The organism is Oliverpabstia sp., assembly GCF_022785585.1.
Taxonomy (GTDB): domain Bacteria; phylum Bacillota; class Clostridia; order Lachnospirales; family Lachnospiraceae; genus Oliverpabstia; species Oliverpabstia intestinalis.
This window is the reverse complement of the sequence record NZ_JALFPR010000030.1, coordinates 39,221-56,279: the sequence shown is the minus strand read 5'-3', so window position 1 is coordinate 56,279 and position 17,059 is coordinate 39,221. Positions and strand designations below refer to the sequence as shown.

Genomic DNA, 17,059 nt, shown 5'->3' with positions numbered 1-17,059 from the left:
CGTTTTGCCAGCTCATAGGAATATGGAATATCCAGATGTGTTAATACTTTCTCTTTCTCGTTCATTGATACCCTCCTGCCAAACGGTGCCTGACATTCGCTGTCGGGATCGTATGTTTATGTCGGCTTTATTATACCGCGCGGACCTCTGACTGTCTATTTTTAATTTTTTTGTGTTTTTTTCAAAAAAAGTGTTGACTTTTCTGTTTTTCAACGATATAATATCACTTGTCTTTCAGAGAAAGAAAGCGAGCGGGAGTGCTGGAATTGGCAGACAGGCAAGACTAAGGATCTTGTGGGTGTATGCTCGTGTGGGTTCAAGTCCCATCTCCCGCATACAGAGAAAAGGGCAGAAAGCTTTGATTTTATTCAGGTTTTCTGCTTTTTTATTGTCTGAATGATACGATTTTTGTCTCACGCTGTCTCACGTTTTTGGGTGGTGGGGCTACTATATCTTGTGGTGGCTGTAGGGCGGATAAAACCAGTTGGTCTTTTTGTTCGGTGTTGGTTCGGGTGAAAATGTAATGTTTTAATTTTTATTCTATTCATACGAATACTTTCCATTTGAACATTTGTTCGCAATATGATACACTACATTTGTACAATCGAATAGAAAGCAGGATGTGATTTTCCGATTATTTGATGCCCTCTGATCTTACGAAAGGAGGGTGATGCCCTATGAACACAATGGAAGTCCTTACTTTATTGTTAGTAGTTTTTGAGGCTCTGTCTTACATAGACAATCATAAAAGAAGCATAAGCGTAAAAAGAAACGCAAAAAGAAATAGCATCCTCTACCGCCCAAAGTTTAGGATGCTATTTCTTTAATAGTTTTTAACAGAGGGCAAATCGGAGTTATATCCGATTACCTTTCTAATTAGATTATACACTTGAGCACTTGTTTTTGCAAGTGCTCATTTGAATTTTCCAACTAAGGTTCTATTGTAATATTTAGAATAAAATCACATTATTCACATTTTAATATTTCTTTCAATTCCCGAAGTGTCGGTGCTTTGGCATCCTTCTCCGAAAGCTGTTCACGATTGTCTTTTTCAATAGGAATCGGCCATTCTATTCCCAGTTCATTGTCTAAAGGAGTCAATGCTGTTCCTGACATTCCCGGAGCCCACTCGTTATCAAAGAAATATAAATACTCTGTTCCTTCTTCCAACGCCTGAAATCCGTTGCACACGCCCTGTGGAACAAAAACCTGTATTCCAGGTGTAATATGTACTGTTTCTACTGCACCAAATGTTTTACTGTCCGGTCTTGTATCCACATACACACCAAATACGGAACCGGTTGCCACTGTAACCAGCTTTGCCATGGCTTCTCCATGCAGACCGCGAACCGCTCCACGTTTTGTACGTGTTAAATTTATCTGTTTCCACGAAGAAAGTGTTTCCGGTAAAACTTCTGAATGGCTACTCTCACGATAGAGTTCTCTCACTGTGCCTCGATCATCCGTCACCATTTTTACATTAATAATACGCAATCCATCAATCTTTGATTCGGATGCTGAAAAAGGATATATTTGCAACGTCATCGGATACCCCCTTTTTTCTTTTTATTTTTAGTTATATCATACACAATTTACCTTATTTCTGCAAATGTTTTCTGTATTTTCCCTGTGTTTCTAAAAAGTAATGTTACTGTGAACAGGAGCAAAGTAATGATCTGAACCGTCCCAGTCACTGTCAACACAATACTTCCCACTTGCACCCTTCTTTTCTCTTCGCTATAATAAATACATGACAAAATCTTATAGATAGAGTAAGAAAGGACACCGTTATGAAAGAATATAAATGGGCTACTCTCGGATGTGGCGTGATCGCCAATCAGCTGGCACAGGCGTTTGCTGCAAACGGACGGAAACTATATTCCGTAGCAAACCGTACGCACGAAAAGGCAGTTGCTTTTGCTGAAAAATATGGAATTGATAAAGTTTATGATCAGATTGACGATGTATTTTCGGATAATGAGGTGGACATTATCTATATTTCCACTCCGCATAACACACATATTTCCTACCTTCGGAAGGCTTTAAGTGCCGGAAAACATGTACTCTGTGAAAAATCCATTACCCTCAACGCTGAAGAACTGGAAGAAGCGGTTCGTCTCGCTGAAAAACATCATGTAGTTCTTGCCGAGGCCATGACGATTTTCCACATGCCAATCTACAAGGAACTTCGCAGCCGGATGGATACCGGGGAATTCGGGGAACTTCGGCTTTTGCAGATGAACTTCGGAAGTTACAAAGAGTATGACATGAAAAACCGCTTTTTCAACCGGAATCTCGCGGGCGGAGCACTGCTGGATATCGGTGTGTATGCGCTGTCTTTCCTTCGCTGGTTTATGTCCTCAAAGCCGGATCAGATTCTCTCTCAGGTAAAATACGCACCTACCGGCGTGGATGAGCAGGCATCGATTTTGTTGAAAAACAAGGAGGGGGAGATGGCTACCGTCATTTTGTCTCTGCATGCCAAACAGCCAAAACGAGGAACGATCTCTTTTGATAAGGCTTACATCGAACTGTTCGAGTATCCGCGGGGCGAGGAAGCTATCATCACTTATACGGAAGACGGTCACAAAGAAGTGGTATCCGTCGGTTCTACCGACCGGGCGCTGGAATACGAAGTGGCCGATATGGAAGTGGCTGTCGCCGGAGAGGAAAACCGGATGCATCTCGACTATACGATCGATGTGATGGATATGATGACCTCGATCCGGAAAGACTGGGGGATGAGATATCCTGAGGAAGAAGAAGGTTGATTTTTTATCTTTCAAAACAGGGGCAGAAAACGATTCTTCTTTCGTCTTCTGCCCCTGTTATTTTTTACCTTATCTTATGCCTCGTCAATCGCTTTTCCAATATCATGACGATAATATTTATTATCAAACTCTACAAGATCGATAGCTTTATACGCATTCGCTCTCGCCTGTTTCAGGTCATCTCCTTTAGCTACTACTCCAAGCACACGACCACCGTTTGTCACGATCTGTCCGTCTTTCTTTGCGGTTCCTGCGTGGAATACATAGTAACCTTCTTTTTCTTTGAATGCATCCAGTCCTTTGATCGGGAAGCCTTTCTGATAAGATACCGGATACCCGTCAGATGCCAGAACGACGCACACGGCTGCATTGTCTTCGAATTCCAGATCGATCTGATCCAGTGTTCCATCGATACATGCTTCAAACACATCGACGATATCCGTCTTCATTCTCGGAAGAACGACCTGTGCCTCCGGATCACCGAAACGGGCATTGTATTCCAGAACCTTCGGGCCATCGGCAGTCAGCATCAGGCCGAAGAAAATGATTCCCTTGAATTCTCTTCCCTCTGCTGCCATCGCATCTACCGTTGCCTGATAGATGTGTGCCTTACAGAATGCATCCACTTCTTCGGTATAGAACGGACTTGGAGAGAAAGTTCCCATACCACCGGTATTCAGCCCCTGATCTCCGTCTTTCGCACGTTTGTGATCCTGTGCGGAAGTCATCGGTTTGATGGTTTTTCCATCCACATAAGTCAGAACGGACACCTCACGACCGGTCATGAACTCTTCAATCACCATTGTATTGCCGGCACTGCCGAACTTTTTATCTTCCATGATCTCTTTCACACCGTCTTTTGCTTCTTCCAGTGTGTTGCAGATCAGTACACCTTTTCCAAGTGCCAGTCCGTCCGCTTTTAAAACGATCGGGAATTTTGCAGTTTCCAGATAAGCAAGTGCTTCCTGCGGATCGGTAAAGTTTTCATAAGCAGCTGTCGGAATGTTGTATTTTTTCATCAGATCTTTGGAAAATGCTTTGGAACCTTCCAGGATCGCTGCATTTTTTCTCGGTCCGAACACACGCAGTCCTTCTGCCTCAAAAGCATCTACCACGCCGCCAACCAGCGGATCGTCCATACCGATAACGGTCAGATCAATCTCTTTTTCTTTTGCAAAAGCCACCAGTTTGTCAAACTCCATCGCACCGATATTGACACATTCTGCATATTCTTCAATTCCCGCATTGCCCGGCGCACAGTAGATTTTGTCAACTTTCGGACTCTGTGCCACTTTCCATGCGATAGCATGTTCTCTTCCGCCGCTCCCTACGATCAGTACTTTCATGTCTTTTCCTCCTATCTGGATCTTACCAGTCCGTCAACTACCTCTATCTTATCATTTGCAATCAGATCAATCGCTTTCGGCATGATCACCCATTCTGCCTCTTCCATAACTCTCCGCTGCAGAATCTCCGGGGTATCTCCCTCTTTCACCTCCACCGCTTTCTGCAGAATGATAGGGCCGGTATCCGTTCCCTCATCCACAAAATGCACAGTAGCTCCGGTTACTTTTACGCCTCTTTTCAACACACCCTCATGAACTTTCAGTCCATAATAGCCGGTTCCGCAAAAAGACGGGATCAGCGCCGGATGAATGTTGATGATTCTATTCGGATAAGCTTTTACCATGATCTCCGGAATCACAACCAGACATCCTGCCAGTACCACCAGATCTACACCATAGGACTGAATAGCCGCCAGAAGAGCCTTGTTAAATGCCTCTCTCGTCTCATACTCTTTTGGTGAAATGCATCTTGCTTCGATGCCATGTTTCCTTGCCCGTTCCAGTGCATAGGCATTTGCATTGTTACTGATCACAACGGAAATCTCCGCATTGGTGATGGTTCCGTTTGTTATGCTGTCAATGATCGCCTGAAGATTGGTACCGCCGCCTGATACCAGAACTGCCATTTTTAACATAAGGTCACTCCCTTTTCACCTTCTGTGATTTTACCTACAACGTACGGAGTATCACCTGCTGCACGCATGGCTTCCATGGTCTTGTCCACATCTGCAGGATCTACGGCAACGATCATACCGATACCCATGTTGTAAGTGTTGTACATCATCTGCTCTTCGATATTCCCTTTCTTTGCCATCAGGGTAAAGATCGGAGGGATCGGATAGCTGTCTTTTTCGATCACTGCGTGAACACCGTCTTTTAACATACGCGGAATATTTTCATAGAATCCGCCACCGGTGATATGGCTGCATGCTTTTACGGTCACACCTGCATTTTTTACATTTTTCAGTGCTTTTACATAGATTCTTGTAGGAGCCAGCAGAGCCTCTCCCAGTGTAGTTCCCAGTTCGTCATAATAGGTATCCAGGGATTCTTTTGTCATATCGAAAACTTTTCTTACAAGAGAAAATCCGTTGCTGTGTACGCCTGTGGATGCCATACCGATCAGTACATCTCCGTCTTTCAGGTTTTCGCCGGTGATCATCTCTTTTCTGTCGCAGACACCAACGGCAAATCCTGCCAGATCGTATTCCTCTTCCGGCATCAGACCTGGATGTTCTGCAGTCTCGCCACCGATCAGGGCTGCATCGGACTGTACGCATCCTTCTGCCACACCGCTTACGATCTGTGCGATCTTCTCCGGATAGTTCTTACCGCAGGCAATGTAATCCAAGAAGAATAATGGTTCTCCGCCTGCACAGGCAATATCATTCACACACATGGCAACCGCATCGATTCCAATGGTATCGTGTTTGTCCATGATCATCGCCAGTTTTACTTTGGTTCCGCATCCGTCTGTTCCGGACAGCAGTACCGGATCTTCCATCTCTTTGATCTTTTTCAGAGAAAATGCACCGGAAAATCCGCCAAGTCCGCCAAGAACTTCTTCTCTCATGGTTCTTTTTACATGTTCCTTCATCAGTTCTACGGATTTGTAACCTGCTTCAATATCTACTCCAGCTTTCTTGTAATCCATCTTGATCCTCCATCTGCTCTGCGGCACTTTTATTTTGTATAGTTCTTATATCCTACTTCTTTTAATTTTGCGTCTTTTGCTTCTACTTCTTCTTTCATTTCCTGTGTATATGCTTTCAGGCGGGAGAGCAGCGCATCATCAGATGTTGCAAGAATCTTCGCTGCGAGAATCGCTGCATTGGCTCCTCCGTTGATTGCCACGGTTGCCACCGGGATACCGGTCGGCATCTGTACGATCGAGTACAGGGAATCTCTGCCTCCCAGAGAAGTGGTATGCATCGGGATACCGATAACCGGCATCGGGAAAATAGCAGCACACATACCCGGCAGATGGGCAGCCATACCGGCGCCTGCAATGATTACTTTAAATCCTTTCTCCTCTGCGCTCTTCGCATACTCAAAGAATACATCTGGTTCTCTGTGTGCAGAAATAATCGTCATCTCGTAATCTACGCCTAATTTTTCCAACATTGCTGCGGCTTTGCTCATCACCGGCATGTCAGAATCACTTCCCATAACAATTCCTACTTTAGCCATTGCTTGTCTCCTTTGCTCATAAATACTTATTAGTTTCTCTTATAAGTAGTTTTAATTAATTCATCTCTACTTATTAGTAATAATACTAAGTCTGTCACTTCTTGTCAATATAAATCATGAAAATTGCCAGGAACAGCCAAAAAAAGAGAACCTCCCAACAAGCTGTTCTCTTTTCTTCTCTGTTATCCGATCAGTTGTTCCAGATATTCTTTTCCTGCCAAAATATCTTTTTTCTGTTCTTCTCCTGAGATTTCTCTCTCGATGGTAATATCTCCGTCATATCCCACTTCTTTTAACCGTTCGATAAAGACCGGATAATTGACCTTTCCCTGCCCGATCGGCACTTCTTCTCCAAGGAAATGACCGTCCGTCGGGTATTTTCCGTCTTTTCCGTGGACGCCGCGCACATATTCCCCGAAGACCTCCAGCGCATCCACCGGGTTGGCTTTTCCGTACATTAAAAGATTCGCCGGATCCAGATTCACTCCCACGCATCCTTCGCCCACATCTTTTTCGATATCCTGCAGCGCCCGTTTCAATGTGACCGGAGTCTCCTGTCCGGTCTCGAACAGGAAGACCTGTCCGTTCTTTTTACACCGTTCTGCCACTTCCTTACAGGCATTCAGTGTTCCCTGATAGTTCGTATCATATGGATTTTCCGGCATATACCCTACATGGGTGACAAAATCGGTAACACCGAGTTTTTTTGCAAAATCAGAGCCTTCCAGAAGCATCCTTACCCGTTCTGCCCGGTAATCTGCCGGGACCAGACCCAGGGTCAGCTGACCATCATAAAAATCCCAGACTTTTCGGCCACCCCAGCCACACCAGAATGCACTGATGGTAATCCCGTGTTTTTCAGCTGCCGCCAGAATCGCTTCTGCTGCCTTCTCATCGTTGATAATCTTCCGCTCCCAGCATACCAGCTGACAGCTCTCCATGCCCATCGCACGGACTTCCGCAAATTTTTCGTTAATGTCTGTGTCCGCTTCCATACGGACGATCACTCCTACCCGCATATGTTCCCTCCTGCATGTTCTCAGATATACATTTCTTTTTTCTCACGAAGATACAGCTTTGCAGCTTCCCACTCTTCCAGTGCCTGTTCTACGGATTTTACGCCTTCCTGAAGCGGTGCGAGGGTGATTTCTTTGCCATCCCGCAGACATTCCAGAAAATATTTGATTTCTGTATAATATGGTCCAAGATTCGTGATGTTGATACCGGTATTCGTCTGCCCCTCATACTCCGGATGCAACTCGGGAACGATCTCTGTTCCATCAGCTTTGTATACCGCAAGCCCCGGCTGCCCTGCCTGATTAAAGTAAACAGTTCCATTTTCAAAATACGCCCGGAATCCTGCCTGGAATTTCGGTATCGGAGACACATCCCACACCCCTTCTGCCGTAGCAAATATATCACCGAACTCATAGGTGGTGATTACCTGATTAATCATACCGGAATCAAATGTCGTTGCCCGTACTTCAAAATCATCCGGCTCACCCAGCATGTATCTCAAAAAATCCAGGTCATGGATATGAAGATCCAGCACAACGGAACCACTCTTTTTCTCATCATGGAACCATCCCTCAAATCCCCAGCGGACATTGCCGCTCACACGTTGCATCACGATCGATTTAAGCTTTCCGAGTGTCTTGTTATCGTACACTTCTTTCAGATAGCGGTATTCGTCAAAGGCACGGACCACCTGTCCTACCATGACTTTCACTCCTGTTTCTTTCTGTGTCTCCAAAAGCAGTTCTCCTTCTTCTCTGGTCAGGCAGACCGGTTTTTCTACCAGAACATTCATGCCCTTTTTCATAGCTGCTACGGCATGCTCTGTATGCAGGTAGCTTGGAAGGCAGATATGTACTGCATCCAGATTTTCACGTTCGATCAGCTCCATTCCATATGTATATGTCCGCGCTTCGGGAAATTCTGCTGCTGCTTTCTGTAAAAATTCTTCCCGGCAGTCTGCCAGTGCGACCACTTCCACATCCATCTGGGAAGACAGAACTTTTAAGGACAGATAATGGGTAGTTCCCATTCCGCCACATCCAATGACTCCTACTTTCATCTTTTGATACCTCCTCTTGCTGTTTCCTGTGTATTTATGTATTATTTTGTGTTTTGTAACTGTTCAGTACCTTCACAGTTACGAGCCAAAATGCATTTAAAATCACCTTCGGTGATGGCATTTTGGCTTGTATGTCTCAGGATTTTGGCATATTCATGCCAAAACACTTCGCGGTACAGTGGCTACTGAATAGTTACTGTGTTTTTTGCTTTTTTTCTCTTTTACATTAGCATTGCCTGTAATTTCTGTCAATTTTTATTTTTACCTGCTCAAATTTCAAAAGCGACCGGAAATCAGCTCAGAACTTTTCAAGGTTCTCTCTGATTTCCGGTCGCTTTTTTATCCTCTGTGTACTTTTTTATTTTTCCAGTGCGTCCAGCTCTTTATTCAATTCTTCTGTTCCCGCAAGAACAAATCTTCCGTCCTGAATCAGCGGAATCTCTCTTCCATCCGCTGTCTCAACCAGGATGGCTCCCAGTTCATCATACGGAATCGTGATATCGGTGTGACAGCCCAAATATGCTTTGCTCACATCTTCTTTTCTCAGAATTGAAACTTCATTATCTCTTGCTATGATTTCTTTTCCATCCGGATTATATACTTTCGTATCTTCCGCCCAGCTGTAACAGGTATCCCCCACCGCAAAGTGCGGTCCCGTCTTTTCTGCAATCAAAATCGGAAGTTTCGCCTCGATACCATATTCTCTCGCCACCCGGTATGCCGTTGTATTGGTTCCGATCGCAAACTCACCCATCGGAAGTGTCGGGTGATGATAGAGAATATTTTCCCGGATATATTTTTTATTTTCCTCTTCGGAATCAAAATTGGTGCAGCTATACTCTGTAATCTTTCCATCTGTAAAAACCAGTTCCAGATTCTGATACTGCAGCTCATTGAGATAAACTTTTGTTACATGCAGTTTTCCGTTTGTTCCCATCAGTTTCGGGGAGGTAAAGACTTCTCCCACCGGGATATTGACATCTGCCACGCAGTTTTCAAAATTTGTCTGTTTTTCCGGATCTTCCAGCTTGTGTAGCTGTACACGCAGATCTGTCCGGTTTTCACCTTTTCCCAGAATATGCACACTCGTTCCGAGATCCAGTGCATCGATCAGCTTTTGCTGAATCTGCTGATACAGATTATAGTCCAACGTATTGATTTTTACCGTCTCACGAAAGATTTCTTCAAACTGATCTCCGATCGCCGGTACCGGATAGGCGATGATCGTGAAACTTCTCTCCTCGCCTTTGATATAGCGGTTCGTAATCTGACCAATCTCATTTTGCATATGCACTTTTAACTTCTGCTGCTTTTCCGTAAGCTTCATCGCATATTCACAGGTCTCCGGTACAAATGGCCGTTCTCCGAAGATTTCCACAACGGCAGGTCCGGCATGCACACCCGCCAGTTCCTTATAAGTTTCATATGCCCCGCGGGTTGCCCGCAGCTTCCGGCTGACAAAATCATCATCCAGATACAGTGCAATATCGTTACGATGGTCATAGTCAAACTGCGGATTCGGAATCGCTCCGTAATAGCCGATCCGGTGCAGTCCCTTATTTACCATGTGCACAGCACTCCGGTAGATCACCGGCTGTAATCCCATTTGCTCAAACTGCGTAATCGCAGCACGGATCATCCGCTCAAATCCCAGCACATACCGAATATTCACGGTTTTCTTTCTGGACAGATCTTTGCCGGTAGCGATAAAGCCTATCCGATAGCCTTCCGTATAGGTGCGCGCCATCGCAGTAATTTCTTCTTCCGGCAATGTATTTAAAAAGGCGGCGGTCTTTTCTTCCTCTTCGGTCACATATTCGCCGAACTGATACAGATAACGCAGATCCGTCAGATCTGCATCTTTTATGATCTTTACTGCAAAATCCAGAGCCGGATCCACCGCCTGGCGTATCCGTTCTTCTACCATTTCCTGACAGTAATCGTTCACATACCAGTATAAGATTTTCCTCACATTTTCCCTGGTCGGTACTTCTCCGTCCTCAAACTCACTATACACCTGTAAAAACAGTTCCAATCCTACCAGAAAATCCCATTCTTTCTGTTCCCAGGCATACACGATCATACCTCGAAGTTCCGTATACAGGAAGCTTAACAGTACACCCAGATCTTCTCCCAGTATCTTTGCCGCATAATCCGGACTTGAATAAGAGGTCGGATAATTTTCCGGCAGAATATCCTGATAATACCCGATATTTTCCAGGCGCAGTTCTTCCAGTGAAAGTTTTTTCATCTCTCCGGTTTCTACCCGGTTCCGCAGGCAGATCATCTCTTCCAGAAATCCGGCTGTCTTTGTAAAAAAATCCAGATAGGGCTCAGCCACTGTCTTTTCCTCCCGAATCTCCCGGATCCGTTCCACTGCCAGATCATATCTTTCTTTTGCTAATTCATCCACAGACATTCCCTCTACATTTCTTTTACTTTTCTCGTTTTATAATCCAATGAGAATCAATGCCAGCCATCCAACAGAAATCACTCCGTTCGCCATCGCTCCCATCACACTGAACCGATAGTTTTTCCCTTTTTCTTTAAAGCTCTTCATTCCGATCAAAAAGCCGCTGACCGAAAAAAGTACCGCCATCAGACCAAGCGCTCCGATCCAGCTTTCCGCTTTCCCTTCCCAGAAAAACGAGAGGCACGCAGATACCAGAAACAGTATCAGGGAGCAGGCGGCAAACACCAATGAAGAAAAACCGCCTTCTGTCTCTTCTTTTCTGGTAAATGTGTATTTAAATTTTCTTCTCATAAATCATTCTCCTTATCCCATTACAGATCCAAAAGGACAGATATCCAAACAATACCCCCAGTGTATTTAAGATCAGATCATCCACATCAAAACATCCCACCTTAAAAATAAGCTGAATGGACTCCACCAGAAGACTTAATCCGAATCCTGACATAGTTACCAGAACACCATTCCGTAATCGTCTGCTCAGAATCGGAAGAAAGAACCCAAACGGAAGGAAGCCGATCACATTGCCTGCCAGATTCAGAAATGACACCCAGAATCCTACCCGGTGGCGATAGATCCAGAACCTTTTGATTTCCTGAAATGGTGTCAGATTGTATCGATACATCCGCTGATCAAAACTTGTCCTTCCATATTCTTCCGAGAGAAACAGAAAGTAGATCAGCAATCCTATATAAATCACAAACAGAATCCAGCTTATGACCCGGATTCTGTTTTTTGCTTCATCTTTCACTTCTTTTTTTACCCCTTGATCCCCGTACTCTGGCTGCCTTCTTTCTAAAAAGTAATCTGATATTTCTGTTTCAGAAGTTTTGCTCCTGTTACGATCATCAGCACACCGGAGACAATTCCTGTCACCAGTACCACGATGCCAAGTGCAAGGCTGGCACCGCCGCTGTGGGAAATTGTTCGGTAAATTTTTTCATTACTCATATCTTTTACCTCTTTCCCTTCTATTTTGCACCGTACTGTTCATAATATGCATCGATGGCTGCTTTTAATGTATCGTCGATCACTACTTTTCCGTTACATTCTTTATTATACAGGCATTCTACCACATCAGCCATGGATACGATCGCTGCTGTGTCAAATCCGTACAGATCTTTAATTTCATCCAGTGCACATTTTTTTCCACCTTTTCCTACTTCCATACGATTCAGGGATACCATCAGACCAACGATTGTTACATCTGCTGCATTTCTTACTTTTGGCACAGTCTCCTCCATGGATTTTCCGGAAGTTGTAACATCCTCGATCATGATGACTCTGTCACCGTCTTTTAATTTACTTCCCAGAAAGCTTCCTTTATCTGCACCGTGATCTTTTTCTTCTTTTCTGTCGGAACAGTAACGTACTTCTTTTCCATACAGTTCACTGTAAGCAATAGCAGTTACAACACCAAGCGGAATTCCTTTGTAGGCCGGTCCGAATAATACGTCAAAATCGTCTCCGTAGATATCATGAATCGCTTTTGCATAATATTCACCCAGTCTTTTCAGCTGCGATCCTGTCACATACGCACCTGCATTCATAAAAAACGGAGATTTTCTTCCGCTTTTCAGAGTAAAGTCTCCAAATTTTAATACATCACTCTCTACCATAAATTTAATAAAATCCTGCTTATACTGTTCCATGCTCTGTCATCCTCCTGTTTTACGGCTTGTGCCCGAATTTTTCCATATTTAGTATAAGTATACTACGTTACGCACTTTTTTTCAACTGTTGCATAAATTCCGGTCTCGCGAAAACTGAGCGGATTGCAAATATTTTTGAGAATTGTGAGAGTAAGAAGTACGACTTAATTCAATACACCGCAAAAAGGCACCGGAAGAAATATTTTTCTTCCGGTGCCTTTACCTGTTCTTATTATAGCAAAAACCTTTGTTACTTTCTAGTGATAAATTAATAAATCTCCATTTTCACCTATCGAACAATGCCTACCATATCTTTTACTGATGTGAATCCGTTTTTCTTCATATAGTCTTCGATTCCGTCGATCACTTCCATCGTCACTGCAGGATTGTGGAAGTTGGCCGTTCCCACGGATACGGCGCTTGCTCCGGCAAGGATGAATTCGATTGCATCTTCTGCACAGGAGATACCACCCATACCGATGATCGGGATGTTGACTGCCTGTGCCACCTGATAGACCATGCGGACAGCAATCGGTTTTACGATCGGACCGGATACACCACCGGTTTTATTTGCCAGGGCAAAGGTCTTTCTGTTGATATCGATCTTCATACCGGTCAGTGTGTTGATCAGAGATACCGCATCGGCACCACCGGCTTCCGCTGCCTCTGCGATTTCTGTGATATCTGTCACATTCGGTGTCAGTTTCATAATCACTGGCTGTTTTGCAATTTTTTTAATCTGCCCGGTCAGTTCTTCCACATGGTGTGCATCCTGACCGAAAGCCAGAAATCCCGCATTTACATTTGGACAGGAAATATTGATCTCCATCATATCAATCGGTTCGTCTGCCAGCCTTTCTACTACTGCCAGATATTCTTCCGGTGCATGGCCACATACATTGACAATGATTTTTGTATCATACTTTTTCAGAAACGGGATATCTCGCTTACAGAACAGATCGATTCCCGGGTTCTGCAGACCGATCGCATTCATCATACCGCCGTAGACTTCTGCCACACGGGGTGTAGGATTGCCGCTCCAAGGAACATTTGCCACACCTTTGGTGGTCACTGCACCCAGGCGGTTCAGATCCACATATTCTGAAAATTCTTCTCCGGATCCAAAAGTTCCGGATGCAACAGTTACCGGATTTTGCCATTCTACGCCGGCAATATTTACACTCATATCCATCAGATTTCCACCTCCGTAGAAAGAAAGACCGGTCCGTCTTTACAGATTCTCTTGTTGTTCACGTTGCTGTGTGCATCTTTTTCTTTTGACTTGCAGACACATGCCAGACAGGCACCGATACCGCATGCCATACGCTCTTCCAGTGAAATATAACATTCGATGTTATTTGCCTCGGCATACTGTTTGATCGCCCGAAGCATCGGTGTCGGACCACAGGCATAGATGATATCCGCTTCCAATTTCTGTTCCCGGATCGCATCCATTACATTTCCTTTTGTTCCCACACTGCCATCTTCTGTGGAAATATATAGTTCTCCGGCTGCTTCGAATTCTTCTTTTAAGAACGTCTGCGCGTTACGGTATCCCACAACGATCTGTTTTTTCTCACACTGCATCTGTTTTGCCAGTTCCAGGATCGGCGGTACTCCGATACCTCCGCCCATCAGAAAAGCTCGTTTTCCTTCTGCTTTTTCTACAGGGAAGCCATTTCCCAGCGGTCCGATCACCGGGATCGTATCTCCGGCTTTCAGTCTGGAAAACTCTTCGGTTCCGGTCTTCGCTCCCGTGACACGATACACCAGACGAAGTCGGCTGTTTTCCCGGTCGATCTCACATAGACTGATCGGACGCGGAAGTAGTTTGCTTCCATCCTTACTATACAACGATACGAACTGTCCCGGTTTTGCTTCTTTCCCAATGTTTTCCGTCTGGATCCACATGCTGAAGATTCCGTCACCAATTTCTTTCTGACGGATCACAGTACAGATTTCTTTCTTTTTCATGTTCGATACTCCTGTCTTTTCCAGTTTATTTTGCCGCCTGCAGTGCACCGTCGATATCTGCGATCATATCTTTTACCGCCTGACGAGATGCCTCTGCAAAGTTCTGAGATCCAAACTGTGCATATGCTTCCTGTTTGTATGCTGCGATGATACCTCTGGAAGAGTTGATGATCGCACCCAGTCCGTCTTCATTAAAGAAATGTACCAGATCTTTTCCTCTTCCACCCTGTGCGCCGTAGCCAGGTACCAGAATAAAGGTCTTCGGCATCAGTTTTCTTAATACTTTTCCCTGTTCCGGATAAGTTGCTCCTACGACCGCGCCGATATAACTATAAGAATCTCCCATATGTTCTTTGCCCCATGCGTCTACCTGTTCTCCTACCCACTCATACAGCGGACGACCGTCGATCAGACGATCCTGGAATTCTCCACTGGACGGATTGGATGTTTTTACCAGGATAAACAGACCTTTGTTTTCTTCTTTGCAGACCTTGATGAACGGTTTGATGCCGTCAGAACCGAGATACGGATTGACCGTAGCGAAATCCTCATCAAATCCTGCGAACTGCTGGGAACCTACTTTTACTTTTCCCAGATGCCCTACCGCGTAGGCCTCGGAAGTAGAACCGATATCTCCACGTTTTACATCACCGATAACTACCAGTCCTTTTTCATGGCAGTAATCCACGGTCTTTTTAAACGCTTTCACACCTTCGATACCAAACTGCTCATACATGGCAACCTGTGGTTTTACCGCCGGGATCAGATCATAGGTAGCATCCACAATCTCTTTGTTGAACTGCCAGATGGCTTCTGCTGCTCCTTCGAGTGTCTCACCATACTCTGCAAATGCACGTTTCTGGATATGTTCCGGTACATAATTTAACATCGGATCAAGACCTACTACGATCGGTGCATGTGTTTTCTGGATTTTTTCAATCAATTTGTTAATCATCTGTTTTTCTCCTCGCCTTTTGCTTTCTGTATGTTGCCTTTTCTTGTTTTATTTATCTTCGTACACGACTCTTCCACCACAGATCGTCACTTTAACTTTACCGTTTACTTTTTTACCCTGGAACGGTGTGTTCTTACCCTTCGATACAAAATCTTTCACATCGATCACATAAGATTCTTTCGGGTCGATCACAACCACATCCGCATCTTTTCCTGGTTTCAGGGAACCTTTGTTTGTAAGATGCAGGATCTGCGCCGGATTGTAACTCATTTTTTCTGCCATCTGCATCGGTGTGATCCATCCTTTGTCCACCAGTTCAGTGATAGTCAGCGATACACTGGTTTCCAGTCCCACGATGCCGAATGGTGCGCTCTTCATAGAAACACCCTTTTCCACCATCGTATGTGGTGCATGGTCGGTGCTGATCACATCAAAGACATCATTTTTCAGTCCTTCCAGAAGTGCCTGCCGATCTTCTTTTGTGCGCAGTGGCGGATTCATCTTATAATTAGTATCACCTTCCACGATATCATCCGAAGTCAGTGTAAAATGATGGGGGCATACTTCACCGGTTACAGAGATTCCTTCTTCTTTTGCCAGACGCAGCATCACTTCACTGTCTTTTGTGGAACAATGACAAAGATGCAGGTGGCATCCGGTATCTTTTGCGATCAAAATATCTCTTGCTACAATAGTATCCTCCACTGCGTTACAAATTCCAGGCAGACCAAACTTCTCGGAATTGGTATCTTCGTTCATACAGCCTCCGTTTACCATATGAATATCTTCACAATGTGCCAGTACCGGAATATTCATGCGTGCTGCAATCTGCATCGCTTCTTTATAAATCTGCGCATTCATAACAGATTTTCCATCCTCACTGATCGCCGGCGCGCCCGCCTGAACCATCCCTTCAATATCAGAAAGCTCCTCGCCTTTCATCCCCTGAGTGATAGCTCCTGCCTGCAGGACATTGACCAGATTACACTGCATTGCTTTATTTTTTACATAAGAAAGCCGTTCCGGATTATCAATGACCGGTTTTGTGTTTGGCATGGCAACCAGCGTGGTAACACCACCCCTTGCCGCAGCCTTCGATCCGGTAAATACATCCTCTTTATGTGTCAGCCCCGGATCACGCAGATGTACATGCATATCGATCAGCCCTGGCATGACGTAGCAGCCTCTGGCATCAATCACCCTGTCCGCTTTATCCTTGATGTTTTCTTTTACTTCCTGGATCTTATCATCTTCCAGCAGTACATCTGCAACCTGATCCAGCTTTGTATCCGGATCGATCACATGACCATTTTTTATCAGGATTTTCATATTGCATCCTTTCCTGAAGCTTCTGCATCTTTTGCATATCTTCACACTTTTTTTCGTTCCCTCTCTCTGTAAGGAACCCTGGTTTCCATCTACTATCATACACGAAAACTGTACTGAAATAAAGCCTTTTTCTGCTTGACTTTTACAAATATTCCAACTATAATGAGCATTGTAGAAGGAAATTGGATATATCTAATATTACCCATCGGGCTGAACGGGATTATTATTTATTTTATCAATGCTAATCTCCAGAGCCGGGTGGATTTTTTTATCTCTGGAATTATTCTTCTGCATT

17 protein-coding genes and 1 tRNA gene are annotated in these 17,059 nt (G+C 44.5%); 2 read left to right on the top strand and 16 right to left on the bottom strand.

Features of this window, described 5'->3' with window-relative positions; translation table 11 throughout:
- Nucleotides 1-251: 251 nt before the first annotated feature.
- Nucleotides 252-335: transfer RNA gene (locus MSA64_RS01755), tRNA-Leu, on the top strand.
- 631 nt (nucleotides 336-966) lie between these two features.
- Here the strand turns inward: MSA64_RS01755 and MSA64_RS01750 are convergent.
- Nucleotides 967-1,545 (bottom strand): dTDP-4-dehydrorhamnose 3,5-epimerase family protein, encoded by a 579-nt coding sequence (locus tag MSA64_RS01750; protein ID WP_022171240.1) that lies wholly within the window; start codon nucleotides 1,543-1,545, stop codon nucleotides 967-969.
- A gap of 245 nt (nucleotides 1,546-1,790) precedes the next feature.
- Here MSA64_RS01750 and MSA64_RS01745 point away from each other — a divergent pair, with 245 nt between their 5' ends.
- A complete protein-coding gene (locus tag MSA64_RS01745; RefSeq protein ID WP_287890276.1) occupies nucleotides 1,791-2,771 on the top strand; it encodes a Gfo/Idh/MocA family protein in 981 nt (326 codons plus the stop codon).
- Between the two features lie 74 nt (nucleotides 2,772-2,845).
- On the opposite strand, the gene purD is transcribed toward MSA64_RS01745, so the two are convergent.
- The 15 genes from purD to MSA64_RS01670 all read right to left on the bottom strand — a co-directional run bounded on the left by purD (nucleotide 2,846) and on the right by MSA64_RS01670 (nucleotide 16,764).
- Nucleotides 2,846-4,117 (bottom strand): phosphoribosylamine--glycine ligase, encoded by a 1,272-nt coding sequence (purD, locus tag MSA64_RS01740; RefSeq protein WP_022171242.1) that lies wholly within the window; start codon nucleotides 4,115-4,117, stop codon nucleotides 2,846-2,848.
- Between the two features lie 11 nt (nucleotides 4,118-4,128).
- On the bottom strand, nucleotides 4,129-4,752 hold the full coding sequence (gene purN, locus MSA64_RS01735) for a phosphoribosylglycinamide formyltransferase (RefSeq protein WP_287890274.1): 624 nt from the start codon (nucleotides 4,750-4,752) through the stop codon (nucleotides 4,129-4,131).
- Nucleotides 4,746-5,771, bottom strand: a complete 1,026-nt coding sequence (gene purM, locus MSA64_RS01730; RefSeq protein ID WP_022171244.1) for a phosphoribosylformylglycinamidine cyclo-ligase — start codon at nucleotides 5,769-5,771, stop codon at nucleotides 4,746-4,748. Before purM ends, purN begins: the two co-directional genes overlap by 7 nt.
- Before the next feature lie 29 nt (nucleotides 5,772-5,800).
- Nucleotides 5,801-6,307, bottom strand: a complete 507-nt coding sequence (purE, locus tag MSA64_RS01725; protein WP_022171245.1) for a 5-(carboxyamino)imidazole ribonucleotide mutase — start codon at nucleotides 6,305-6,307, stop codon at nucleotides 5,801-5,803.
- A gap of 182 nt (nucleotides 6,308-6,489) precedes the next feature.
- Nucleotides 6,490-7,326: a sugar phosphate isomerase/epimerase family protein gene (locus tag MSA64_RS01720; RefSeq protein WP_154431629.1), complete on the bottom strand. Its 837-nt coding sequence runs from the start codon at nucleotides 7,324-7,326 to the stop codon at nucleotides 6,490-6,492.
- A gap of 20 nt (nucleotides 7,327-7,346) precedes the next feature.
- Entirely contained in the window at nucleotides 7,347-8,384 is a 1,038-nt protein-coding gene (locus MSA64_RS01715) for a Gfo/Idh/MocA family protein (protein ID WP_154431630.1), read from the bottom strand.
- Nucleotides 8,385-8,742: 358 nt separating this feature from the next.
- Nucleotides 8,743-10,803 carry an aminopeptidase gene (locus tag MSA64_RS01710; RefSeq protein ID WP_287890273.1) on the bottom strand — a complete coding sequence of 687 codons (2,061 nt, stop codon included), beginning with the start codon at nucleotides 10,801-10,803 and terminating at the stop codon, nucleotides 8,743-8,745.
- Between the two features lie 30 nt (nucleotides 10,804-10,833).
- A complete protein-coding gene (locus MSA64_RS01705) occupies nucleotides 10,834-11,148 on the bottom strand; it encodes a DUF6142 family protein (protein WP_277664295.1) in 315 nt (104 codons plus the stop codon).
- The gene (locus tag MSA64_RS01700) at nucleotides 11,132-11,605 is read right to left on the bottom strand and encodes a VanZ family protein (protein WP_277664294.1); all 474 of its coding nucleotides are present in this window, start codon (nucleotides 11,603-11,605) and stop codon (nucleotides 11,132-11,134) included. The genes MSA64_RS01705 and MSA64_RS01700 overlap by 17 nt, the downstream gene beginning before the upstream one ends.
- A gap of 44 nt (nucleotides 11,606-11,649) precedes the next feature.
- Nucleotides 11,650-11,805, bottom strand: coding sequence for a hypothetical protein (locus MSA64_RS01695; protein WP_022171251.1), 156 nt, complete (start codon nucleotides 11,803-11,805; stop codon nucleotides 11,650-11,652).
- Between the two features lie 20 nt (nucleotides 11,806-11,825).
- Nucleotides 11,826-12,506 (bottom strand): orotate phosphoribosyltransferase, encoded by a 681-nt coding sequence (gene pyrE / locus MSA64_RS01690; protein ID WP_022171252.1) that lies wholly within the window; start codon nucleotides 12,504-12,506, stop codon nucleotides 11,826-11,828.
- Nucleotides 12,507-12,795: 289 nt separating this feature from the next.
- Entirely contained in the window at nucleotides 12,796-13,698 is a 903-nt protein-coding gene (locus tag MSA64_RS01685) for a dihydroorotate dehydrogenase (RefSeq protein ID WP_287890271.1), read from the bottom strand.
- Nucleotides 13,698-14,480 carry a dihydroorotate dehydrogenase electron transfer subunit gene (locus MSA64_RS01680; protein WP_287890269.1) on the bottom strand — a complete coding sequence of 261 codons (783 nt, stop codon included), beginning with the start codon at nucleotides 14,478-14,480 and terminating at the stop codon, nucleotides 13,698-13,700. Before MSA64_RS01680 ends, MSA64_RS01685 begins: the two co-directional genes overlap by 1 nt.
- A 25-nt stretch (nucleotides 14,481-14,505) precedes the next feature.
- On the bottom strand, nucleotides 14,506-15,435 hold the full coding sequence (pyrF, locus tag MSA64_RS01675; protein WP_022399842.1) for an orotidine-5'-phosphate decarboxylase: 930 nt from the start codon (nucleotides 15,433-15,435) through the stop codon (nucleotides 14,506-14,508).
- Nucleotides 15,436-15,483: 48 nt separating this feature from the next.
- Complete coding sequence (locus tag MSA64_RS01670) at nucleotides 15,484-16,764, bottom strand: dihydroorotase (protein ID WP_154431634.1); 1,281 nt, start codon at nucleotides 16,762-16,764, stop codon at nucleotides 15,484-15,486.
- Nucleotides 16,765-17,059 lie beyond the last annotated feature (295 nt).